Raw genomic sequence first — 22,623 nt, 5'->3', positions numbered from 1 at the left:
GGGGCAGTGTGCTGGTGACGACCCGTTACCGGCGAGTCGGCCCGGTCCGGCCGGGCCCGGATTCGCCCGTTCGGCCCAAGGGGGCCGAGCGGAGGATCCGGGCCCTCGTCATGAGGCCGTGCTGTCCTCCCACACCTCGGTGACCAGCCGCTGCCAGGCGTCCACGACCGCGCCGAGCTCGAAGTGCTCCAGCGCGTGCGCCCGGGCGGCGGCGCCGAGGCCGGCGCGGTTGCAGGCGAGCACCTTGCCGAGCGCCTCGGCGAGGGCCAGTGGGTCCCCGGGGGCGACGAGCGCGCCGGTGGCACCGTCGCGGACGACCTCGCGCACCCAGCCGACGTCGGTGGCCACGGCGGGGACGCCGGCGAGGGCGGCCTCGATCAGCGCGCCGGGCACGCCCTCGCTGTCGCTGGTGAGCAGCAGCGCGTCGGCGGCGCGGTAGAGCGGGGCCGGGTCGGGCAGGGCGCCGAGGAAGTGGGCGCGGGCGGCGGCGGGGTGGCGGGCGAGGACGTCGCGCAGCGGGCCGTCCCCGGCGACGGCGAGGCGTACGTCGGGGAGGCGGTCGAGCACGTCGAGGGCGAGGTCGAGTCGCTTCTCGGGGGCTATGGCGCCGATCCAGGCGACCAGCAGGACGTCGGCAGGCAGGCCGAGCTCGTGCCGGGCGGCGCGGCGGTCGTCGCGGCCGTCGGCGGGCGGGTAGCTCTCGGCGGCGCGGGAGTTGGGGATGACGTGCACCTTGCCGTCGGGCAGGTGGAACTGCTCCTCGAGGACGGCGCGGGCCTCGTCGGTGAGGGTGGTGACGGCGGCGGCGCGGTGCATCAGCGTGCCGCCGCGGGCGCGGCGCAGGCGGTTGGCCGTCCAGTAGCGGGGGTGGCCGACGCTGACGTAGACGAAGGGGGTGCGGGTTCCGGCCAGGGCGAGGGCGCAGGCGGCGAGGGTGTCGGATCCGTGGGCGAGGACGACGTCGGCGGAGCGGGCGGCGCTGCGCAGGGCGCGCAGCGTGCCGGGGCGCAGGCGGCCCGCGCCGAGGACGGCGGCGCGCAGGGCGGCGGGGCCGGTGTCGGATTCGGCTCCGGTCCCGGCCTCGGTCCCGGCCTCGGATGAGGCTTCCGGTGACGGGTCGGACGGGGAGTCCTCGGAGAGGTCGGTGCGCCGGCCGGGGTGGGCGTCGACGGCGGGCCGGCCCGCGGGCTGTGGTGCGAGGGCGCACAGCGCGGAGGCCTGTCCGCGACGGCGCAGTTCCCGGTGGAGGTCACGGGCGAAGTTCTGGGCGCCGGCGCGGCGTTGGTCACTGATCAGGTGCAGCACGCGGGGGCGGGTTCCGGCCGGATCGGCCGCCGTATGGTCGGGCATGGAGAGACCTTGGCACAGGTCAACGCGCGTTACATCCCCTTCGCGCAACCTGGTGGTGGCCCGATCGCCAGCGTTCGTACACCAGGCGTGCGCCGATCGACCGCTGTCGTGCGCCGGTTGCGACCTCTGTGCGCCCCTCCTGGCGCCTTGCCGCGCCTCGGCGCCTCCGGCGACACGCCCGAGCGCCGCGCCAAGTACCGGCTCACACCCACGAGTTACCCGGACGGCCCCGACGCTGATCGACCGGTACGCAAAGGGCCCGGGCGGGGACCGGCCTCCGCCCGCACGGCGGAAGTCGGGGTACGCGGATCGGGTGAACGCGGTTGGACCCGGGCCCGGCCGCCTCGGCAGGATGTCCGGCCGGGGCTCGCCTTCCGGCCACCCCATCTCCCCTCCCCCGTACGGATTTGGAGTCACCCGGTGTTCAAGGGATTCCGCAGCTTCCTGCTGCGCGGAAACGTGGTGGACCTCGCAGTCGGCATCGTGATCGGCGCGGCCTTCACCGCCGTGGTCACCGGCTTCGTCACCGCCTTCCTCACCCCGCTCATCGGCGTCGCCTCCGGGGCCGTCGGCGACTTCTCCCAGAAGACCTTCGACGTGGGGGGCACCCCCTTCCCGTACGGCGTCTTCGTCAACGCGCTGATCAGCTTCGTCCTGGTCGCCGCGGTGATCTACTTCGCCGTGGTCGTTCCGGTCGGCAAGCTGCAGGCCCGCATGGACCGGGACAAGCCGGTGCCGCCGGCCAAGACCGAGTGCCCCGAGTGCCTCAGCTCGATCCCGGCCGCGGCCAGCCGCTGCTCGTTCTGCACCACGGAGCTCTCCGCCCGGCCCGGCCTGCCCGCGCAGACCCAGGCGCTGCAGTCCAGCTGACGCCCCCGGAGCCGGTCCGCGCGCCCCCCGGCGCGCGGAGGCGAAGGCCAGGCGCGCGCTGACGGGGACCTTATCCCCGAAACATTCACGAGCCCCCGCCGGACCATCGGCGGGGGCTCGAATGCGCCGGCGCACGCCCCGTCCGCAAAAGTTTCTCCGGCGGACCCCCGGCCGGCCACCGGCCCGTCACCCCAAGGGCTTCAGGCGGTGCGGTTCGGATGCTGTTCGATCACTGACGGCGCCCGGGAGTTGTCCGGAACCGATCGCCAGTTTGTCCGTTCTTCCCACTTTCGAAACCTTTGTGCGAGCGAAGACTGTGTAAACACTCGAACTGCTCCCCCTCCCGCTCTCCTCAGCAGGCGCATTGTGGGCTTACCGTATGCCCCATGACCTCGCCCCGCTCCTACGACGGAGTCGGCTACCCCTCTCCGTCCTTCTCCTCCGGCACGCCGATCTACGACAGCCTCGTGGCTGAGCGCGGCGTCCCCCAGATCGCGCCCATCAACGTGCCGGCCGCCCTGCCGCCGGCGCTGTCCACCGGTTACGGGAGCGCCCCCGGCTCCTACGACAACCGGTACGGCACCGGGTACGACACCCCCGGCAGCAACCTCCCCGCGCTGCCCCCCGCGCGCCTCGCCCTGGGCCCCGGCCCGAGCAGCGCCCCCTCCGCCTCCGGCCCGGCCACCGCGTACATCCCCGCGCAGTCCGCCTACGCCGCCGCGCCGCAGCCGCCCGTCCCCGGGTACGGCGGCCAGCAGCAGTACCAGCGGCCGCAGCCCGCCGCGCCCGGCTTCCCGCAGGGCAACGGCAGCTACCAGCCGACCGGCGGGCAGAGCTTCGGCGGCCAGAACACCTTCGTCGGCGGCCAGGCCGGCCAGCAGACCTTCGGCGCGCAGCCCGCCGGCGGCCCGGGCGGTTTCGGCCAGCCCGGCCAGCCGCAGGGCTTCGGCGGCCCGCAGTCCTTCGGCGGACCGAACCCGGCCGGCCCCGGCTTCCCCGGCCAGGGCGACCAGGGCCTCGGCGGCGGCCAGCTGCGCCCGGCCATGGCGCCGGTGCGCCAGATGCAGCCGCAGCGGCCCAACCCGTACGGCGAGCACGGCCAGTTCCAGAGCGGCGGCTACCAGCAGGCCCAGGGCTACTGAGCCCCGGACCGCCCGCGAGCGGTCCGCGCCCGCACCACCTGAGCACCACCCGGCGATCCCCCTGTTTGCCGGGCGAACGGAGAAACGGGTCATCCACGGACCGCCCGGTACGCCGCCAAGGCGACCGGGCGGTCCGTGCGCGTATGCGGGGCCGGTAGCGGGCGGCCGCCCTCCGGTTGCCGGAAGGCGGCCTGGCAGGATGGGGGGATGCAGCTCACCGGACTCCACGTCTACCCCGTCAAGTCGATGTACCGCCTGAGCCCCGACACCGCCGAGGTCCAGCCCTGGGGCCTGGCCGGAGACCGTCGCTGGATGCTCGCCGACTCCGCCGGACGCTTCGTCAGCCAGCGCGAGGACACCGCGCTCGGCCAGATCCGCCCCTCCCTGCTGCCCGACGGCCTGGCCCTCACCGCCCCCGACGGCTCCCGGATCGAGATCCCCGCCCCCGCCCAGGCCGTCGGCGACCCCGCCTCCGAGGTCGAGGTCTGGGGGGACTTCTTCCCCGCCGTCGAGGCCGCCAAGGAGGCGCAGATCTGGATCGCCGAGCACCTCGGCGACTACCGGCTGATGTACCTGGAGAACCCGCGCGCCCGGGCGATCGAGCCCGAGTACAGCGAGCCCGGCGAGACCGTCTCCATGGCGGACGGCTACCCGCTGCTGCTCACCACCACCGCCTCGCTGGAGCGGCTCAACGAGCTGATCGCCGCCGAGCACCCGGACGAGTACCAGCCGCTGCCGATGACCCGCTTCCGCCCCAGCGTCGTCGTCTCCGGCACCGAGCCGTGGGCCGAGGACGGCTGGCGGCGCGTGCGGATCGGCGAGCTGACCTTCAAGGTCGCCAAGCCCTGCGGCCGCTGCGTCATCACCACCACCGACCCCGAGACCGGCGAGCGCGGAGGCAAGGAGCCGCTGCGCACCCTGGCCAAGCACCACCGGCTGATGCGCAAGGCGGCGTTCGGGCAGAACCTGATCCCCGAGCGGCCCGCCGGCGTCGAGGGCGACGTGCTCGGCACCCTGCGCCTGGGCGACGACGTCGAGGTGCTGGAGGACGGGGCGCACTGGCCCGCCGACGGGCGCTGAGGCCCCGCCGTGCCCCAGGTGCCGCCGCCCGTACGGAACCGGGGGCGTGCGCGCTCGTTGGAACAACCGGTCAGGACCTGTGGCCGCCGAGCGTGCGGGGCGTGTGCGCGCGACGGCGGGCGGGCGGAGCACTCACGCGGGCGCGCTACGGTGGGCGGACGGCCCGCGCGTACGGCCCGTTGATCGCCGGCACGACGAAGGTGGGGACGACAGACCGTCATGGCTGAGCACAGGGTCAGGGTCACCCAGGACAGCGCATCCCGCTGGCGTCGCCGCGCGGGCGAGTACGACACCCTCGCGGAGGCGCTGGCGGCCGCCGAGCCGGGCGACACCGTGACCGTCCGGCCGGGCACCTTCCGGGAGAACGTGGTGCTCGACAAGGCGGTGACGGTCCTGCCCGCGCAGGGCCCGGGCACCGTACGGATCGAGCCGGCCGGCGGGGTCGCGCTGACCGTCACCGCCGCCGCGACCGTCCGCGACCTCGTCATCGAGGCCGGCGACAGCTCCGCCCCGGCCGTCCTCGTCACCGGGGCCGAGGCCACGCCCTCGCTCAGCGGCTGCCGGATCGAGACCCGCTCCGCCACCGGCGTCGAGATCACCGGCGGCGCCCGGCCGACCCTGCGCGGCTGCGTCGTCGCCAACCCGACCGGCCTGGGCCTGCGACTGCGCGGCGAGGGCACCGCCGCCGCCTTCGAGGACTGCGAGGTCGCCGCCGCCGGACAGGCCGGGCTCGCCGTCCTCGGCGGGGCCACCGCCGTCCTCGACCGCTGCCGCCTCCACCACGCCTCGGGCGCCGGCGTGCTGCTCTCCGACCCGGGCAGCGCCGCCGAACTGACCGGCTGCGAGATCTACGAGATCCGCGGCAGCGGCGTGCAGGCCGAGGCGCAGGCGGGCGGGCGGCTGATCGACTGCGAGATCCACCGCGTCACCGGCAACGGGCTGACCCTGGACGGCGAGGCCGTGCTCTCCCTCACCGGCTGCCGGGTGCACGACGTGCCCGAGAACGCCGCCGACCTGCGCGGACGTGCCCGGCTCACGCTCGCCAACAGCACCGTGCGGGACTTCGGGCGCGGGGCGCTGTCCGTCTGGGACCAGGGCACCGAGGCCGTCGCCGAGTCCTGCCAGATCCACGGCTCCACCGGCGAGTACCCGGCGCTGTGGGTCAGCGACGGCGCGCGGCTCACCCTCACCGACTGCTCGCTGCACGACCTGCCCGACGCGCTGTTCGTCCTCGACCGGGACTCCGCCGCCAGCGCCGACGGCTGCTCGTTCAGCCGCATCCGCAGCTCGGCCGTCTCCGTCAGCGGCGGCGCCAGCGTCAACCTCACCGGCTGTCGGGTGCAGGAGGCGGGCACCGGGCTCTGGTTCCGCGACCACGGCAGCGGCGGGCTGCTCACCGACTGCGAGATCTCCGACGTGGCCACCGGCGTGATCGTCACCAAGGGCGCCGACCCGGTGCTGCGCGACTGCACGGTGCGGGCCAGCACCGACGCCGGGGTGTACGTCTCGGCGCAGGGGCGGGGCACCTTCGAGGAGTGCCGGGTCTCGCACGGCAAGGGGTTCGGGTTCCACATCATCGACGGGTGCCGCACGCAGCTCACCCGGTGCCGGGCCGAGCAGAACGAGCGGGCCGGGTTCGAGTTCTCCGAGCCGGGGCCGATCGCGCAGGGGTGCACCTCGGACGATGTCGCGGCGGCGGGATCCGCCGACCTGCCGACGCCGCGCACGGCCCAACTCACGGCCGCCGCGCCGCCGTTGGCCGCCTCCGCGCCTTCGGTGTCGGCCACTGCGGCGATCGCGCCGATCCCCGACTGCCGACCGGCCGAGGAGGCGCTCGCCGAACTGGACACCCTCGTCGGGCTCGCCACGGTCAAGCAGGAGGTGCGCACCCTGATCGACCTGATCTCCGTCGGGCGGCGGCGCCGGCAGGCCGGGCTCAAGGCGCCCTCGCTGCGTCGGCACCTGGTCTTCACCGGCGCCCCCGGCACGGGCAAGACCACCGTCGCCCGGCTGTACGGGGAGATCCTCGCCTCGCTCGGGGTACTCCAGCGCGGGCACCTGGTCGAGGTCGCCCGGGTCGACCTCGTCGGCGAGCACATCGGCTCCACCGCGATCCGCACCGCCGCCGCCTTCGACCGGGCGCGCGGCGGGGTCCTCTTCATCGACGAGGCGTACGCGCTCGCGCCCGAGGACGGCGCCCGGGACTTCGGGCGGGAGGCGATCGACACCCTGGTCAAGCTGATGGAGGACCACCGGGACGAGGTGGTCGTCATCGTGGCCGGGTACACCGCCGAGATGGAGCGCTTCCTCTCCGCCAACCCCGGTGTCTCGTCGCGTTTCTCACGGACCATCAGCTTCCCCGACTACACGGCGGACGAGCTGCTGGAGATCGCCAGGGCGCAGTGCGCCGAGCACGAGTACGCGCTCACGGAGGAGGCGGAGCTGGCGCTGCTCGGCCACTTCGGGCGGCTGGAGCGGGGCCCCAACTTCGGCAACGGGCGTACGGCGCGGCAGGTGTTCGAGACGATGGTCGAGCGGCACGCCGTCCGGATCGCGCACCTGGCCGACCCGTCCACGGAGGAGCTGCAGCTGCTCGTGCCGGAGGACCTGCCGGTCGTCCCGCTGCCCTGAGCACGCTGCGGGCCGGGCGGCGGGAACCCGGTTGTACCGCAGGCGCGTTGGAGCGGGCATGGGCATGCTTCTGACGGGGGCCGCGGGCGGACTGCTGCTGCCGGCCGGGCTGGTGGTGGTGTTCTTCCTCGCCGGCGTGGCGCGCCGCCTGCGCGCCCGCCCCGAGGCGGGCGGCCGGCGTGGGGCGGGCGCGACGGCGACGGAGGAGATGCACGCGCTGCTCTACCCGGGCAAGCGCGTGCAGTTGGAGCAGCGCCGCATCGAGCTGGTGCTGCGGGACGACGAGCACGACGGGGCGCCGAAGCGGACGGGCGTCGACCTCGAGGCGGGGCGCGTCGTGATCCGGCGGGCGGCGAGGGCCGGGCGAGCGAACGAGTGACAGCCGACAGGGAACAGCTGACAGCGAACGGATGACAGATTTCATCATCTGCCAGCTGTGATCTGTTCGCTGTCAGTTGTTCGCTGTTACTTGTTCGTCGTTCGTTGTGACTAGTCAGCTCTTCGCCGTCAGCCCGACCAGGCCCCGCCCGCCAGGAAGGACTCCAGCGCCGCCCGGTACGGAGCGATGTCGATCCGCTCGCCGGCCAGCCAGTCGTCCGAGTAGTACTTGTCGAGGTAGCGGTCCCCCGGGTCGCAGATCAGGCTGACCACGCTGCCCGTACGCCCCTGCGCCCGCATCTCGGCGACGATCCGCAGCGCGCCCCACAGGCCCGTGCCCGTCGAGGCGCCCGCCTTCTTTCCGAGCGCCCGCTCCAGCACCCGCACCGCCGCGATCGAGGCCGCGTCGGGGACCTTCATCATCCGGTCGACGGCCCCGGGCACGAAGCTCGGCTCCATCCGTGGCCGGCCGATGCCCTCGATCCGCGAGCCGCTCTCGCAGACCGCCTCCGGGTCGTGGTGCACCCAGCCCTCGAAGAAACAGGAGTTCTCCGGGTCCGCCACGCAGATCCGGGTGTCGTACTGCATGTAGTGCACGTACCGGGCGATGGTCGCCGAGGTGCCGCCCGTCCCGGCGGTGGCCACGATCCAGGCCGGCTCGGGGTGCGGCTCCAGGCGCAGCTGGGCGAAGACGGACTCGGCGATGTTGTTGTTGCCCCGCCAGTCGGTGGCCCGCTCGGCGTACGTGAACTGGTCCATGTAGTGCCCGCCGGTCTCCTCGGCGAGCCGCGCGGACGCCTCGTAGACCTCGCAGGAGCGCTCCACCAGGTGGCACTCGCCGCCGTGGAACTCGATGAGGTCGATCTTGGCCTGGCTGGTGCTCTTGGCCATGACGGCGATGAACGGCACCCCGATGAGCTGCGCGAAGTACGCCTCGGAGACGGCGGTCGACCCGCTGGAGGCCTCGATCACCGGCTTGCCCGGCCGGATCCAGCCGTTGCAGAGCCCGTAGAGGAAGAGCGAGCGGGCGAGGCGGTGCTTGAGCGAGCCGGTCGGGTGGGTGGACTCGTCCTTCAGGTAGAGGTCGATGCCCCACTCGGGCGGCAGCGGGAAGCGCAGCAGGTGGGTGTCGGCGGAGCGGTTGGCGTCCGCGTGGACCTTGCGCACGGCCTCCTTGAGCCAGGCCCGGTACTGCGGGTCGGAACGGTCGACGTCGATGGTCGGCTCCAGGCCGACCGCGGCGCCGTCCGTCCCGTGCTGGCCACCCGGCTGCGTGCTCATGGTCACTCTCCCTCGTCGACTCCCCCCACTGCTCACTACGAGTGTACGAGAGTCACGATAAGTGACCGTTTTCGGTGATCCAGCTTCCGCTTATCGCCTCTGGGGCAAACCCGGAGGAGCCTTAGACCTGCACCGACTGCGGGTCCGCCAGGTACGGGCGCCAGCCCAGTTCGGCCGCGCCGGCCAGGGCGCCGTGGGCCAGTTCCGCGCCGACGATCGGCACCCGGCCGCTGCGCCCCCACAGGCAGCGCTCGGCGACGACCGCGCGCAGCCGCTCGGGCGCGGCCTCCAGCAGGTCGAGGTGGAGGCCGCTGAGGACGACGCGGTCGGGGTTGAGGATGTTGGCGACGCCGGCCAGGCCGAGGCCCAGCCGGTCGATGACGTGCTCGACGGCCGCACGCGCCCGGTCGTCGGTGGCGGCGGCCCGGCAGAGCTCGCGGGCCTGGTCGAGCAGCGGGCGGCCCGGTTCGGGGGTGAGCCCGGCGGCGGCGAACAGCGCGTCCGGGTCGGTCTCGGAGTTGAGGCAGCCCCGGTTGCCGCACATGCAGGGGCGGCCCTGCGGGTCCACGGTGAGGTGGCCGACCTCGAGCGCCAGGCCCGCACTGCCGGTGTGCAGCCGCCCGTCGATCACCAGCGCGCCGCCGACGCCGCGGTGCCCGGAGGTGACGAGCAGCAGGTGCCGGGCGCCGCGACCCGCGCCGTGGCGGTACTCGGCGAGCGCGGCCAGGTTGGCGTCGTTGGCGAGGGCGGTGGGCAGCGGGTTCAGCGCGTTCGGGCCGTGGTCGGCGCGGCGGACCTCGACGTCGTACAGGTCCGCGACCGGCGTGCCGCTGGGCCAGGCGAAGTGCAGGGCGGCGAGCGCCGTGCCGTCCGGCTCGGTGACGGGGTTGGCCAGGGCGAGGGCCGCGCCGAGGCAGCGGCGGTTGGTGGCGCGGGCGAGTTCGGCGCCCGCCTCGGCGACGGCGCGCAGCATCCGCACGGGGTCCGTGGCGGCGGGCAGCGGCAGGTGGACGGGCGGGTCGAGCAGCCCGCCGAGGCCGGCGAGGGTGGCGCTCAGCCCGTCCGCGTGGATCTGCCCGGCGACGACGACCGGGCCCTCGGGGTCGATCGCCAGCCGGTGCGAGGGGCGACCCCGGCCCCCGCCGGCCGGGCGGGAGTCGACGGTGATCAGGCCCAGCGCCTCCAGCTCTGCGGTGACGGCGCCGGCGGTGGCCCGGGTGACGTCCAGGGCGCGGGTGAGCGCCGAGCGGGTCGGCGTCTGGCCGGTGTGGATGAGGGAGAGCGCGGGGCCGAGCAGCGTCCGACCGCGGTCCGGGGCCGCACGGCGGTGGGCGTCGCGCTGGGCGTCGGGGCCGGTCGCGGTGCCGGGCCGGGGGCTTGAAGGTGAGAGCTGCACGACCCTATTGTGACTTTGTGCCGCTTCGAAACAAAATTCGATCGTTTCCCCGACCCACCAGGCCCTCCCACCAGTCTCTCAGTCCGACCCCCGCCACGGACAGCCCCTGGAGCACGGCACGTCTCGCGCTCACCGCGATCTTCGCCGTCGACGGGTTCCTCTTCGCCGCCTGGGTCGTCCGCATCCCCGACGTCCGCAGCCAGGTCAGCGCCTCGCACAGCGCCCTCGGGCTCGCCCTGCTCTGCCTGTCCATCGGCGCCGTCCTGACCATGCCCCTCATCGGACGGCTCTGCCTACGATACGGCTCGCGCCCGGTGACGGTCGGCTCGCTCACCCTGCTCAGCCTCGCCGTCCCGCTGCCCGCGCACGCCCACTCGGTGGCGGCGCTCGGCGCGGTGCTGCTGCTCTTCGGCGTCGGGTACGGCGGCGCCAACGTCGCGATGAACAGCGCCGCCGTCGACCTCGTGGCGCAACTGCGCCGGCCCGTCATGCCGAGCTTCCACGCGGGCTACAGCCTCGGCGGGCTGCTCGGCGCGGGGCTGGGCGGGCTGCTCGCCGGGCACCTCAGCGCCGCCTGGGCGCTGGCGTGCAGCGGACTGCTGGGGCTGGCGGTGACGGCGGTCGCGGGCGTCGCGCTGCTGCGCAGCCCGGCGGCCCCGATGATCGCGCCGGAGCGGGCCGGGTCGAAGGAGCAGGGCTCGGCCTCTTCGGGGCGGGTGCGGCTGCTGGTGCTGCTCTTCGGGCTGACGGCGCTGTGCACCGCGTACGGCGAGGGCGCGATCGCGGACTGGACCACCCTGCACCTCACCGACGACGTCCACGCGAGCGCCGGGACGGCGGCGGTCGGGTACGCGGCGTACGCCTTCGCGATGACAACCGGGCGGGTCGGCGGCACCTGGCTGTCCATCCGGCTCGGCCAGAACCGGGTGATGCTGTTCGGCGGGGTGCTCGCGGCGGCGGGGATGGTGATCGCCGCGCTCGCGCCGGCGGTGCCGCTGGCGATCGGCGGGTTCGTGCTGGTGGGCCTCGGGCTGGCGAACCTCTTCCCGCTCGCCATCGCCCAGGCCGGGGTGGCGGGCGGCCCGCAGGGGGTCGCGCTCGCCTCGACCCTCGGGTACGGCGGGATGCTGATCGGGCCGGTGGTGATCGGGTTCCTCGCCGACGCCGTCGGGCTGCCGCTGGCCCTGACCACCGTCGCGGTCGCGGCCTCGGCCGCCGCGCTGGTGCCGCTGTCGACCAGGCGACATGTGAGCGGGGGTGGGGGCGGAACGACGGTGGCGAGCAGCGAACAGATGACAGGTAACAGATGACAGATTTCAGCGAACGGATAACAGCTGGCATCTTTCGTCAGCTGTTATCCGTTCGCTGAAAGTTGTTCGCTGAAATCTGTCGTCTGTTATCTGTTCGCTGACATCTGTTCGCCCCCTGCCCTCCTCCGGCCCTCCGCCCCCGCCACCGGTGATCCGCCGCCCCGCCCTGTGGCAGGATGCGGCCCCATGACGACCAGCGGACGCATCGAGGTACTGCGGGCGAGCGAGCGCCCGGCCAGCGCGTGGCTCAACGGCGGCGGGGTGACCAGGGAGGTCGCCGGGTTCCCGGCCGGGGCCGGGCTGGACGCCTTCGACTGGCGGGTCAGCCTCGCGGACGTGGCCTCCGCCGGGCCGTTCTCCGTGTTCCCCGGCATCGACCGGGTGATCACCCTCGTCGAGGGCGCCGGAATGGTCCTCACCGTCGGCGGCGCCGAGCAGCGGGTCGACGCCCCGTACCGTCCCTTCGCCTTCCCGGGCGACGCCTCGACGGACTGCCGCCTACTGGGCGGCCCGGTGGTCGACTTCAACGTGATGACGCGGCGCGGCCGGGTCGAGGCGTCCGTCGACATCGCCACCGCGCCCGCCGACGTCCAAGTCCCCACGGACGGCAGCGCGTTGCTCGTCTGCCTCGCGGGCACCGCCCGCCTCGGCGAGGTCGAACTCGCCCGCTACGACGCCGCGTTGCTCACCGCGCCCGGCCCGTACGCCCTCGACCTCCGGCCCGACGGCACGGTCGCGGTCGTCACCTTCCGGCCGTCCCGCTGAACTCCCGGGCCCCGCAAGGGAACCGGACTCAGCCCTGCTCCCCCGGCAGCCTCAGGTCCCACCCCACCAGGGCGCGCAACTGCTCCGCCGTCACCCCGTCCGGCACCGGCTGCGGAGGCTCGTGACGGAACGGCGGCTGCCAGCCCTCCTCCTGCGTCCACTGCCGCACGACCTTGGCCGGCGCCCCGGCGACCACGCTGTGGTCGGGCACCTCGCCGCGCACCACGGCCCCCGCCGCGACGACCACGTTGCGCCCGATCCGCGCCCCCGGAAGGATCACCGCGCCGGTGCCGATCCAGCTGCCCGCGCCGATCTCCACCGGCTCGTTGCGCGGCCACTGCTTGCCGATCGGCAGGTCGGTGGCGCGGTACTCGTGCGCCTGGTCGGAGATGTAGACGCCCGGCCCGGTCCACACGTCGTCGCCGAGCACGATCGACTGGTGGCCGACGATGTGGCTGTCCCGGCCGATCACACAGCCGCCGCCGATCCGCACGATCGGCTCGGGCCCGAGGTCGAGCCCGGGCAGGAAGCCCGCGCTGATCGTGACCCGCTCGCCGATGATCGAGAACGGCCCGATGGTGATCCACCGTTCGTTGAACACCGCCCCGAGCGGGAAGGCGAGCGTCGTGCCGTCCCCCAGCTCGCCGAACCGGTACGGGCCGGGGTTCCGGTTGGTCACCGCGCCGGTCCGCTGCACCCAGCGCCAGCCCCGGTGGACGAGGCGCCCGGCGGCCCGGCGACCACCGGCCCGGACGGCGGAGAGGAGGGAGCGGGTTATCGGCATGCGCTCACGCTACCGGCCCGTAGCCTTCGCCCCGCCGCCGGGCGGCGAAGATCACACCGGCCCGAGCGCCGCCCCCGTTCAGTCCCCGTCCCGCCCCAGGTCCCGCCCCCGTCCGTCCGAAAACCGCGACCCGCGACCCCCTCCCCTGGCAGACTCCCCCCGTGAAGATCACCGAACACCTCGACGCCCTGCGCCGCGAGGGCGCCCTGCTGGCCGACGCGGCCGCCGCCACCGAGCTGGACGCCCCCGTCCCGACCTGCCCCGACTGGCGCCTGGCCGACCTGCTGCTCCACACCGGCCAGATCCACCGCTGGGCCGCCTCCTACCTCGACCGGGGCCTCCAGGAGCGGCTGGACGACGCGGGCGAGCAGGAGGTCTTCGGCCCGAGGCCGTCCGACGCCGCGATGCTCGACTGGTACCGCGAGGGCCACGCCGCCCTGGTGGACACCCTCGCGAAGGCCCCGGCCGACATCGAGTGCTGGACGTTCATGCCCGCGCCCAGCCCGCTCGCCTTCTGGACGCGGCGCCAGGCGCACGAGACCACCGTCCACCGCATCGACGCCGACGCGGCGGCAGGCCGGCTCGGTCCCGAGGTGCCGGCCGGCCTCGCCCTCGACGGCATCGACGAGCTGCTCCACGGCTTCCTGCGCCGCCACCGCTCCCGGCTGCACAGCGAGCAGCCCCGCACCCTCCTGATCCGGCCCACCGACGGCGCCGGCGACGGCGGCCCCTGGCACGTGACCATCAGCCCCGCCCCAGTCGCCGTCACCACCGCCGACGAAACCGCCGACGGCCCCGCCGACCTCACCCTCACCGGCCCGGCCCACGACCTCTACCTGCTCCTGTGGAACCGCCTGCCCGCCGACGCGCCCGCGCGCGTCGACCTCGACGGCGACACCACCCTCCTCGACCTCTGGCGCGCCAAGGCCGCCATCGGCTGAGGCCTCACCGACACCGAGAGCACGGGGGCACGGAAAGCACGGGGACCAGGCGGACGGAGCGGTCAGCGCACCCAGCGCGCCGGCCGCTTCTCCAGGAACGCCCGCATCCCCTCCTGCGCCTCCTCCGACCCGAACAGCCGCGCCGACAGCTGCACCAACTCGTCCGCGTCCCGCGCGAAGGAGCGCACCACCTCGGCGTTCGCCAGCCGCTTCGACTCCGCGAGCCCCTGCGGCGAGCCCAGGCGCAGCGCGTCCAGCAGCTCCTTCAGCACCCCCGCCGCGCCGGCCTCCCCGCCGGCCTCCCCGTCGGCCACCGACTCCACGGCCCGCGTGATCAGCCCGATCCGCGCGGCCTCCGCCGCGTCGAACACCTCGCCGGTCAGGTAGTAGCGCGAGGCCGCGCGCGGGTCGAGCTTGGGCCGCAGCGGCAGCGAGATGACGGCGGGCGCGAGGCCGAGCCGGACCTCGGTGAAGGCGAAGGTGGCCGCCGGCCCGGCGATCGCGAGGTCCGCCGCGCCGATCAGCCCGAGGCCGCCGGCCCGCGCGTGCCCGTCGACGACGGCGATCACCGGCTTCGAGCAGTCCACGACGGCCTTCTGCAGCTCCACCAGCCCGCGCGGCCCGACCGTCGGGTCCGCCCCGGTCGCCTCGGAGAGGTCCGCCCCCGCGCAGAACACCTTGCCGGTGTGGGTGAGCACGACCGCCCGCACGTCCCGGTTCGCGGCCGCGACGGCCAGCCCGGCGTGCAGCTCCGACATCAGGCGGCTGGAGAGCGCGTTGCGGTTGTGCGGCGAGTCCAGGGTGAGGGTGGTGACGGCGTCGGCGGTGCTGACGTGGACGAGGGGCGCTGCGCTAGTCATCGGCGTGGGCCTGCTTTCCGGCTGAGGGTGGGTCGGACCGCTGGCGCCGCCCGGCGTGCCCGCACGGCGCCCGCACGACTCTGGCACGCCCACCGGCCCCACGACCAGAGCCACCCTCCCCCGCCCGCCCCGCGACCAAGACCACCCCCGCCCCGCCCGCCCGAAACCCGCTGGCGCCCGTCGCCGCCCCCACGGCAGCATCGACCGCATGACCACCACCTCCCCGGGCGTGCTCCTGCTCGCCCCGCGCGTCACCGAGACGGGCCACCAGCTGCGCACGGCCGCCGGCCGGCGCGGTCTGCGGGCGCGCACGGCCACGTCCTGGCGGGCGCCCCGGGAGCTGGTCGGCGAGCCGGTGCACCTGTACGGCGGCCCGTTGTTCGCCGACGCCGTCGGACGGGAGCTCGGCCTCGGCCTGCTGGAGCCGGCGGCGGACTGGCTGACCCGGCTTCCGCTGGCACTGACCAGGCGGCAGGTGTCCTTCACCACGTTGGCGAGGGCCCGGCGGCGGCTGAAGCGCCCCGCCTTCGTCAAGCCTCCGGCGGACAAGCTGTTCCCCGCCCGCGTCCATCCGCACGGCAGCGCGCTGCCCGGGCCCGATGTACTGCCCGGGGACACGCCGGTGCTGGTGAGCGAGGTCGTGCGGTTCGGCGAGGAGTTCCGGCTGTTCGTCCTGGACGGGAGGGTGGAAGCCTCCTCGCTCTACTCGGTGAACGGCGACCTCCGCGTCGCGCCGCTCGGCGGCGGGAAGCGCGAGAGCCGCGAGGTACTCGCGTTCACGCGCGAGGTGCTGGCCGCCTCGGCGGAGTGCGCCCCGCTGCCGAGCGCCGCGGTGGTGGACGTCGGCCTGACGGACGAGGGCCACTGGGCCGTTGTCGAGGCCAACGCGGCTTGGGCCAGCGGTGGTTACGCCGCCGATCCCGAGGGCGCGCTGGACGTGGTGCTGCGCTCCGCCGGTCCGGCCTCCCGGCTCCGCCCCGCCGACCGGCCGTTCCTGCGCGAGCTCCCCGAGGTCGTGGACTGACGCCGAAACCGGTTGCGCTCCCGTCCCTCCTGCCCCACGATCACCGGCATGACCACCTCTCATCTCACCCACATCGCCGAGCCGCCCGGAGTCGCCCCCGGTACGGGGTACACCCATGTCGTCACCGGCTCCGGCCGGTTGGTGCAGATCTCCGGCCAGGTCGCCTTCGACGAGACCGGCGCGCTCGTCGGTGCGGGCGATCCGCACGCGCAGGCGCGGCAGGTGTTCGAGAACCTGCGGCGCTGCCTGGAGGCGGCCGGGGCGACGTTCGACGACGTCGTGAAGTTCACGATCTTCGTCACGGACATCGCCTACCTCCAGGCCGTGCGCGAGGCGCGGGACGCGCACGTGGACACCTCCCGGCGCCCGGCGAGTTCGGCGATGCAGGTCGCGGCGCTGTTCCGGCCGGAGGTGCTGATCGAGATCGAGGCGCTGGCGATCGTCGCGCAGCAGTAGAGCGCCCACCCGCAGGCACACCCGCAAACGCACCCGAGAACGCGCCGGAGAACGCACCCGCGCGAAGGCCCGGACTCCCGACAGGGAGCCCGGACCTTCTCCGTGCGACAACTCCCCAGTGGTACAGACCTGTTGACGCATTGGTCCAGTCCTCCTACAGTGCCCATGCCCCCGTCTCCCCACGGCGCGGGCAACGATCGCACACGCACCACAACTCCGGTTCTACGCACCCCTGTTCAACCCCCACAGCCACAGGGAGAACCATGTCCGCTCGATCCCGGGCGGGACGACCGCCCCTGCGCAGCAGACTGCTCGCACTGCTGTCCGTCCTGCTCCTCCCACTCGCCGTCCTGACCGCGCTGGCCGCCCCCGCGAACGCCGACGCCGCCGGAAAGCTCACCGCCACCTTCGCCACCGCCGACAACGGCTCCTGGTGGCAGGGGACTTACGTGGTCCACAACGACAACGCCGCTGCCGTGAGCGGCTGGACGCTGGAGTTCGACCTACCCACCGGCGTCACCATCGGCAACACCTACAACGGCACCGCGACGGTCAACGGCAGCCACGTCACCGCCGTCGCCGCCTTCTACAACGCGACCGTCAACGCCCACAGCACCACCGAGCCGTACAGCTTCTGGTTCGTGGGCAACGGCCCGGTCTCCGCACCGCTCAACTGCCGCATCAACGGCGACAAGTGCGACGGCACCCCGGACGTCCCGCCGGGCGCTCCGGGCGCCCCCACCGTCACCGAGTCGACGGCGCACACGCTCTCCCTGAGCTGGCCCGCCGCCAAGGCCGGGGACTTCCCGGTCGCCTCCTACGACGTCCTGAACGGCTCCGCCGTGGTGGCCTCCAGCACCACCGCCTCCGCCGTGGTCACCGGCCTCACCCCGGCGACCTCGTACACCCTGACCGTCCGGGCCAAGGACACCCGCGGCAACACCAGCGCCCCGAGCGCGCCCGTGACGGCCTCCACCTTCGACCCGTCCACGGACAAGGTCCCGCCGACCGCGCCGACCAACCTCCGTGCCACGGCGGTCGGTTCGTCCGACGTCACGCTCGCCTGGGACGCCTCCACGGACAACGTCCGGGTCGCCGCGTACGACGTGTACCAGGGCAGCGCCCTCGTCGCGACCGTCGGCGGGAGCACCCTGACGGCGAAGATCGGCAGCCTCTCCCCGTCCACCGCCTACACGTTCACCGTGCAGGCCCGCGACCCCGCCGACAACACCTCCCCCGCCTCCGCCCCGCTCAGCGTCACCACCGGGGACATCGTGGGCGCCGGGAAGTACGCCCGCGTGGGCTACTTCGTCCAGTGGGGCATCTACGGCCGCCAGTACTTCGTCAAGAACCTCGACACCTCGGGCAGCGCCGCCAAGCTCGACATCATCAACTACGCCTTCGAGAACATCGATCCGACCAACCTGACCTGCCTCGCGGGCGTCACCAAGGGCACCACCTCCAACCCCCAGGACCCCGACCAGGGCACCGGCGCCGGTGACGCCGACGCCGACTACGCCCGCCCCATGAGCGCCGACCAGTCGGTGGACGGCGTGGCCGACGACGGCTGGGGCAAACTCCGGGGCAACTTCAACCAGTTGAAGAAGCTCAAGGCCAAGTACCCCAATCTCAAGGTGGTCGTCTCCCTCGGCGGCTGGACGTACTCCAAGTTCTTCTCGGACGTGGCCGCCACCGACGCCTCCCGCCAGAAGTTCGTCAAGTCCTGCGTGGACACCTGGATCAAGGGCAACCTGCCGGCCTACAACGGCGCCGGCGGCGACGGCACGGCCGCCGGGATCTTCGACGGCATCGACCTCGACTGGGAGTGGCCCGGCTCCGGAGACGGCCACGCGGGCAACCACTGGAGCCCCAACGACAAGGCCAACCTGACGGCCCTGATCGCCGAATTCCGCAAGCAGCTCGACGCGTTGGGCGGCTCGCACAAGCTGCTCACCGCCTTCACCCCGGCCGACCCGGCCAAGGTCGCCGCCGGCTGGGACCTCTCCAAGATCTTCACCGGCCTGGACGTCGCCAACATCCAGGGCTACGACTTCCACGGCTCCGGCAGCGACAACTCCTGGGAGCCCAACCGCACCGGCCAGGCCAGCAACCTCTACCAGGACCCGAACGACCCCTACCCGTTCCACTTCAGCGTGGACTCCGCCGTCCAGACCTACCTGTCCGCCGGGGTCAACCCCCGCAAGCTCACCATCGGCTTCCCGTTCTACGGCCGGGGCTGGCAGGGCGTGGCGGCCGGAGGCGCCGGGGCGAACGGCGCCTGGCAGTCGGCGAACGGCGCCGCCCCGGGCCAGTTCGCCGAGGAGGCCGGGACGCGCGGGTACAACAACCTGCTCACCAGCGTCCCCAACCTGACCGTCTACCACGACCCCACGTCCGTGTCCACGTACGGCTACACGGGCGCCGGCGGCCAGTGGTGGACCTTCGACGACGCCTGGTCCATCGCCCGGAAGACCGCCTACCTCAGGTCCAAGGGCCTGCTGGGCGGCATGATCTGGGAGATGTCCGGCGACACCCCGTCCGGCAGCCTGATGTCCGCCATCGACACCGGTCTCAAGTAGCACCGACACGTAGCACCGACACGTAGCGCCGACACGCAGCACCGACACGCAGCACCGGCAGAAGGACGGTTGCCCCCGCCCGTCACCCGACGGGCGGGGGCAGCACCGCCACGCGTACGGACGGCCTCAGCGCGCCGCCGCCGTCGCCGCCAGCTTCCGCGCCGCCCGGTTCTGCCGCAGCACCTGCGCGAACGTGGTGTGCCCCTGCGTCGCCCGCGCGAAGGCCCGCCAGGCCGCCGGCACCAGGCACACCGCCGCGTGGAACAGGTACGGCCGCCGCTCGAAGGCCCCGAGCAGCTGCTTGCCGGCCCGCATCTCCACGCCCAGCCCGGCCTTGACGGCGAACGAGTAGTTCAGCGCCTCGCGCCGCACCGACTCCGCGTCCCCCGCCTCCGCGACCTTCACCGCCCACTCGCCGGCCAGTCGGCCCGAGCGCAGCGCGTACGAGATGCCCTCGCGCGTCCACGGCTCCAGCAGCCCGGCCGCGTCCCCCGCGACCAGCACCCGCCCGCGCGACAGCGGCGAGTCCTCGGCCCGGCAGCGCGTCAGGTGCCCGGACTCGACGGCCGGGGTGAAGCCCGACAGGCCCAGGCGCCGGATGTAGTCGGCCAGGTACTGCTTCGTCCGCTCGCCGTCGCCGCGCGCCGAGATGACGCCCACCGTCAGGCTGCCGCTCTCCGTCTTGGGGAACACCCAGCCGTAACTGCCGGGCAGCGGGCCCCAGTCGAGGTGGATGCGGCCCGCCCAGTCGGCCGCGACCTGCGGCGGCACGGGGATCTCCGCCTCCAGGCCCAGATCGATCTGGTCGAAGGTGACGCCGACGTGCCGGCCGATCCGGCTGGCACTGCCGTCCGCGCCGACCACCGCGCGCGCCTCGAAGCTGCGCCCGTCCGCCGCCGTCACCAGCGCCGTCCGGTGGCCGCCGCCGCGCTGCTCCACGCCCGTGACGGTCACTCCGGTGGCGAGCACCGCGCCCGCCTGCTCGGCCGCCTGCACCAGGCGCAGGTCGAACTCGTCCCGGTTGACGAGCCCGAACAGCATCCGCTCGTTGCGGCGGGTGCGGGTGTAGCGGCCCTTGTAGGCGAAGGTGACGGCGAAGATCCGGTCCTGCAGCGGCAGCTTGAAGTCCGGCGGCAGGCTGTCCCGGGAGAGGCCGATGATGCCGCCGCCGCAGGTCTTGTAGCGGGGGTGCTCGGCCTTGTCGAGCAGCAGCACCCGGCGGCCCTGGACGGCGGCGGCGTGCGCGGCCGAGGCCCCGGCCGGGCCCGCGCCGACCACCACCACGTCCCAGACCCCGCCCAGCCGTTCGGACTCGGCGGCGTCCTCGGCAGTGGGCTCGACCGCCACGTCGACGGCCGCCTCGGCAACGGCCTCGCCGGGCGTACCGGCCCGGTCGTCGAGCGGGCTCAGGGAATCGGGGCTTCCGGAGTCAGTCACGGCCAGCAATCCTATGCGTCCGCCCGACCCGGCGGAGCCCACCGCACCCTGACCCGCCCGATCGCCTCCGCCTATGATCGGCGGGTACCCGACCGATCGCCCCGCCCGCACCCCTCCGGGCGGCCCCGCCCCCACGGAGCACCGATGTCACAGCCCCTGGCCGATGCCGTCCGGTCCCTGATGGACCGTGCCCGCACCGACCTCGCCGAACTGGTCGCCTTCCCCTCGGTCGCCGACCCGCGCCAGTTCCCCGTCGAGGAGTGCGAGAAGGCCGCCCGCTGGGTGGCCGACGCCTTCGCCGCCGAGGGCCTCACCGGCGTCCGCATCCTCGACACCCCGGACGGCACCCAGTCCGTCTACGCGGAACTGCCCGGCCCCGAGGGCGCCCCGACCGTCCTGCTCTACTCGCACTACGACGTGCAGCCCCCGCTCGACGAGGCCGCCTGGCTCAGCCCCGCCTTCCGGCTGACCGAGCGCGACGGCCGCTGGTACGGGCGCGGAGCCGCCGACTGCAAGGGCAACATCCTGATGCACCTGACGGCCCTTCGGGCGCTGCGCCAGGTGTACGGCGACGCCTACCCCGTCAGCCTGAAGATCATCGTCGAGGGCTCGGAGGAGCAGGGCACCGGCGGCCTGGAGCGCTACGCCGAGGCCCACCCCGAACTGCTCGCCGCCGACGCCATCGTCATCGGCGACACCGGTAACTTCGCCCCCGGCCTGCCCACCGTCACCGCCTCCCTGCGCGGCATGACGGCGATCGAGGTCGGCCTCACCACCCTGGCCGGCAACCTGCACTCCGGCGCCTTCGGCGGCGCCGCCCCGGACGCGCTGCAGTCCCTGGTGCGCATCCTCGCCTCGCTGCACGACGACAACGGCGACGTCGCCGTGGAGGGCCTGGCCGCCGACCGGTCCTGGGAGGGCGTGCAGTACCCGGAGGAGCAGTTCCGCGCCGACGCCAAGGTCCTCGACGGCGTCGCCCTGACCGGCACCGGCACCGTGGCCGACCGCCTCTGGGCCCGGCCCGCGATCACCGTCCTCGGCATCGACGCCCCGCCGGTGATCGGCGCCACCTCCTCCGTCCAGGCCGCCGCCAAGGCCCTGGTCAGCCTGCGCGTGCCGCCGGGCACCGACCCGGCCGCCGCCCAGGAGGCCCTGGTCGCCCACCTGGAGGCCCGCACCCCTCTGGGCGCCCGCCTCACCGTCGAGCGCCAGGGCAACGGCGCCCCCTTCCTCGCCGACACCACCGGCCCGGCGTACGAGGCGATGGGCGAGGCCATGGAGACGGCCTTCGGCACCCCGATGGTCGCCTCCGGCGAGGGCGGCTCGATCCCGCTCTGCAACACGCTGCGCACGCTCTACCCGAGCGCCGAGATCGTGCTGATCGGCGTCGAGGAGCCGACCACCCAGATCCACGCCGTCAACGAGAGCGTCGACCCGCTGGAGCTGGAGCGGATGGCCCTCACCGAGGCCCTGTTCCTGCGCCGCTACGCCGAACTGCGCTCCGCCTGAGGCAGGTTGCGTCCCCGCGCCCGCCCGCCGCGCCACCGGCGGGCGGCCACGGCCAGCGCCGCGTACCCGACGGCGCCGACCGCGAGCCCGGCCCCGGCGCCGAAGCAGACCTCGGGCACGAGGTTGCGGCGCAGCGGGCTGAGACGGTGCACCACCCCAGCCGCCGTCGCCGCGCCCAGCGCCGCGACGGCGGCCCGCCGCACCCCGGGCCCGGGCCTCAGGGCAGGAGTCACGGGCGGCGCGGCCCGGACGGCCCGCGCCGCCCAGCCGCCCATGGCCGCCAGCGCGAGCGCCGAACTCCCGTACTGCGCCGCCTCGTAGAGCGGCACCCCGGCGACCCGGCGCTCCAGCACGGGCAGCAGCCGCGTGCCGAGGCGGCCGCCGTGGGTGAAGGCGTCCCAGCCCACGTGGGTGGCGGCGCCGATCGCCGCCGAGGCCGCGAACCAGCCGACACTGCCCGCCCGCCCCGGCCGCCCCGTTCGTACCGTCAGCGCCTCTGCGCCACCGGCCCACCCCTCGGGCAGCAGTCCGACCAGCGGCGCCCGCAGCAGCCCGTGCCAGCCGGCCACCAGCGCGCCGGCGATCGCCACGTCCAGCGTGGGCACCGCCCACCAGCGGTGGGTGAGGCCGCCGTGGCCGTAGACCCCGGGCAGCAGGGATTCGGCGAAGAACGGCACGTCAGGCGCCATCGACCCGGCCACCAGCGCCGAGGCCACCAGCGGCCCGCGCTCCCCGGCGGCGCGCAGCAGGGGCAGGACGGCGGCGGGGTGGCTCAGCGTGAACGGCATGCCTCCCATCCTGCCGCCCGCCGCGCACGACGGCGCACCGCC

Annotated in this window: 18 protein-coding genes and 1 pseudogene; 12 read left to right on the top strand and 7 right to left on the bottom strand. The window is 74.4% G+C overall.

What is annotated here, in order from left to right; all coding sequences use genetic code 11:
* Positions 1–108: 108 nt before the first annotated feature.
* Complete coding sequence (locus tag ACIRRS_RS36075; RefSeq protein WP_402980463.1) at positions 109–1,350, bottom strand: glycosyltransferase family 4 protein; 1,242 nt, start codon at positions 1,348–1,350, stop codon at positions 109–111.
* 420 nt (positions 1,351–1,770) lie between these two features.
* Here ACIRRS_RS36075 and mscL point away from each other — a divergent pair, with 420 nt between their 5' ends.
* From mscL to ACIRRS_RS36050, 5 genes and pseudogenes are all read left to right on the top strand, one after another.
* Entirely contained in the window at positions 1,771–2,220 is a 450-nt protein-coding gene (gene mscL, locus ACIRRS_RS36070; RefSeq protein WP_402980460.1) for a large conductance mechanosensitive channel protein MscL, read from the top strand.
* 386 nt (positions 2,221–2,606) lie between these two features.
* Positions 2,607–3,041 (top strand): annotated as a pseudogene (locus ACIRRS_RS36065) (DUF6643 family protein); the annotation flags it as partial.
* 528 nt (positions 3,042–3,569) lie between these two features.
* Positions 3,570–4,442 (top strand): MOSC domain-containing protein, encoded by an 873-nt coding sequence (locus ACIRRS_RS36060; protein ID WP_402980457.1) that lies wholly within the window; start codon positions 3,570–3,572, stop codon positions 4,440–4,442.
* 219 nt (positions 4,443–4,661) lie between these two features.
* Entirely contained in the window at positions 4,662–7,073 is a 2,412-nt protein-coding gene (locus ACIRRS_RS36055; protein WP_402980454.1) for a right-handed parallel beta-helix repeat-containing protein, read from the top strand.
* A gap of 58 nt (positions 7,074–7,131) precedes the next feature.
* A complete protein-coding gene (locus tag ACIRRS_RS36050; RefSeq protein WP_402980451.1) occupies positions 7,132–7,452 on the top strand; it encodes a DUF6191 domain-containing protein in 321 nt (106 codons plus the stop codon).
* A 128-nt stretch (positions 7,453–7,580) separates the two neighbouring features.
* On the opposite strand, the gene ACIRRS_RS36045 is transcribed toward ACIRRS_RS36050, so the two are convergent.
* Both ACIRRS_RS36045 and ACIRRS_RS36040 read right to left on the bottom strand, forming a co-directional pair.
* Positions 7,581–8,732 carry a PLP-dependent cysteine synthase family protein gene (locus ACIRRS_RS36045; protein ID WP_402980449.1) on the bottom strand — a complete coding sequence of 384 codons (1,152 nt, stop codon included), beginning with the start codon at positions 8,730–8,732 and terminating at the stop codon, positions 7,581–7,583.
* A gap of 121 nt (positions 8,733–8,853) precedes the next feature.
* Entirely contained in the window at positions 8,854–10,029 is a 1,176-nt protein-coding gene (locus tag ACIRRS_RS36040) for an ROK family protein (protein ID WP_402980511.1), read from the bottom strand.
* Between the two features lie 116 nt (positions 10,030–10,145).
* Here ACIRRS_RS36040 and ACIRRS_RS36035 point away from each other — a divergent pair, with 116 nt between their 5' ends.
* Positions 10,146–11,438 carry an MFS transporter gene (locus ACIRRS_RS36035; RefSeq protein WP_402980446.1) on the top strand — a complete coding sequence of 431 codons (1,293 nt, stop codon included), beginning with the start codon at positions 10,146–10,148 and terminating at the stop codon, positions 11,436–11,438.
* Positions 11,439–11,624: 186 nt separating this feature from the next.
* Positions 11,625–12,203 carry a HutD family protein gene (locus tag ACIRRS_RS36030; protein ID WP_402980444.1) on the top strand — a complete coding sequence of 193 codons (579 nt, stop codon included), beginning with the start codon at positions 11,625–11,627 and terminating at the stop codon, positions 12,201–12,203.
* Between the two features lie 28 nt (positions 12,204–12,231).
* Here ACIRRS_RS36030 and ACIRRS_RS36025 read toward each other — a convergent pair whose 3' ends face one another.
* On the bottom strand, positions 12,232–12,987 hold the full coding sequence (locus ACIRRS_RS36025) for an acyltransferase (protein ID WP_402980441.1): 756 nt from the start codon (positions 12,985–12,987) through the stop codon (positions 12,232–12,234).
* Between the two features lie 161 nt (positions 12,988–13,148).
* Between ACIRRS_RS36025 and ACIRRS_RS36020 the strand changes: the two genes are divergently transcribed.
* Positions 13,149–13,928 carry a maleylpyruvate isomerase family mycothiol-dependent enzyme gene (locus ACIRRS_RS36020; protein ID WP_402980438.1) on the top strand — a complete coding sequence of 260 codons (780 nt, stop codon included), beginning with the start codon at positions 13,149–13,151 and terminating at the stop codon, positions 13,926–13,928.
* A gap of 62 nt (positions 13,929–13,990) precedes the next feature.
* On the opposite strand, the gene ACIRRS_RS36015 is transcribed toward ACIRRS_RS36020, so the two are convergent.
* Positions 13,991–14,788 carry an enoyl-CoA hydratase family protein gene (locus ACIRRS_RS36015; RefSeq protein ID WP_402980435.1) on the bottom strand — a complete coding sequence of 266 codons (798 nt, stop codon included), beginning with the start codon at positions 14,786–14,788 and terminating at the stop codon, positions 13,991–13,993.
* Between the two features lie 208 nt (positions 14,789–14,996).
* Between ACIRRS_RS36015 and ACIRRS_RS36010 the strand changes: the two genes are divergently transcribed.
* From ACIRRS_RS36010 to ACIRRS_RS36000, 3 genes are all read left to right on the top strand, one after another.
* Positions 14,997–15,812 (top strand): ATP-grasp domain-containing protein, encoded by an 816-nt coding sequence (locus tag ACIRRS_RS36010; RefSeq protein WP_402980432.1) that lies wholly within the window; start codon positions 14,997–14,999, stop codon positions 15,810–15,812.
* Between the two features lie 48 nt (positions 15,813–15,860).
* Complete coding sequence (locus ACIRRS_RS36005) at positions 15,861–16,268, top strand: RidA family protein (protein ID WP_402980429.1); 408 nt, start codon at positions 15,861–15,863, stop codon at positions 16,266–16,268.
* Between the two features lie 263 nt (positions 16,269–16,531).
* The gene (locus ACIRRS_RS36000; protein WP_402980426.1) at positions 16,532–18,847 is read left to right on the top strand and encodes a glycosyl hydrolase family 18 protein; all 2,316 of its coding nucleotides are present in this window, start codon (positions 16,532–16,534) and stop codon (positions 18,845–18,847) included.
* A gap of 126 nt (positions 18,848–18,973) precedes the next feature.
* On the opposite strand, the gene ACIRRS_RS35995 is transcribed toward ACIRRS_RS36000, so the two are convergent.
* Positions 18,974–20,194, bottom strand: a complete 1,221-nt coding sequence (locus ACIRRS_RS35995; RefSeq protein WP_402980508.1) for a geranylgeranyl reductase family protein — start codon at positions 20,192–20,194, stop codon at positions 18,974–18,976.
* Positions 20,195–20,428: 234 nt separating this feature from the next.
* On the opposite strand from ACIRRS_RS35995, the gene ACIRRS_RS35990 reads away from it, so the two are divergent.
* The gene (locus tag ACIRRS_RS35990; RefSeq protein ID WP_402980423.1) at positions 20,429–21,793 is read left to right on the top strand and encodes a dipeptidase; all 1,365 of its coding nucleotides are present in this window, start codon (positions 20,429–20,431) and stop codon (positions 21,791–21,793) included.
* On the opposite strand, the gene ACIRRS_RS35985 is transcribed toward ACIRRS_RS35990, so the two are convergent.
* A complete protein-coding gene (locus tag ACIRRS_RS35985; protein WP_402980420.1) occupies positions 21,769–22,581 on the bottom strand; it encodes a DUF4184 family protein in 813 nt (270 codons plus the stop codon). The genes ACIRRS_RS35990 and ACIRRS_RS35985 overlap by 25 nt on opposite strands.
* Between the last annotated feature and the right edge of the window lie 42 nt (positions 22,582–22,623).

It is taken from the genome of Kitasatospora sp. NPDC101183 (genome assembly GCF_044767945.1).
Lineage (GTDB): Bacteria > Actinomycetota > Actinomycetes > Streptomycetales > Streptomycetaceae > Kitasatospora.
This window is presented reverse-complemented; position numbering and strand designations above follow the sequence as displayed.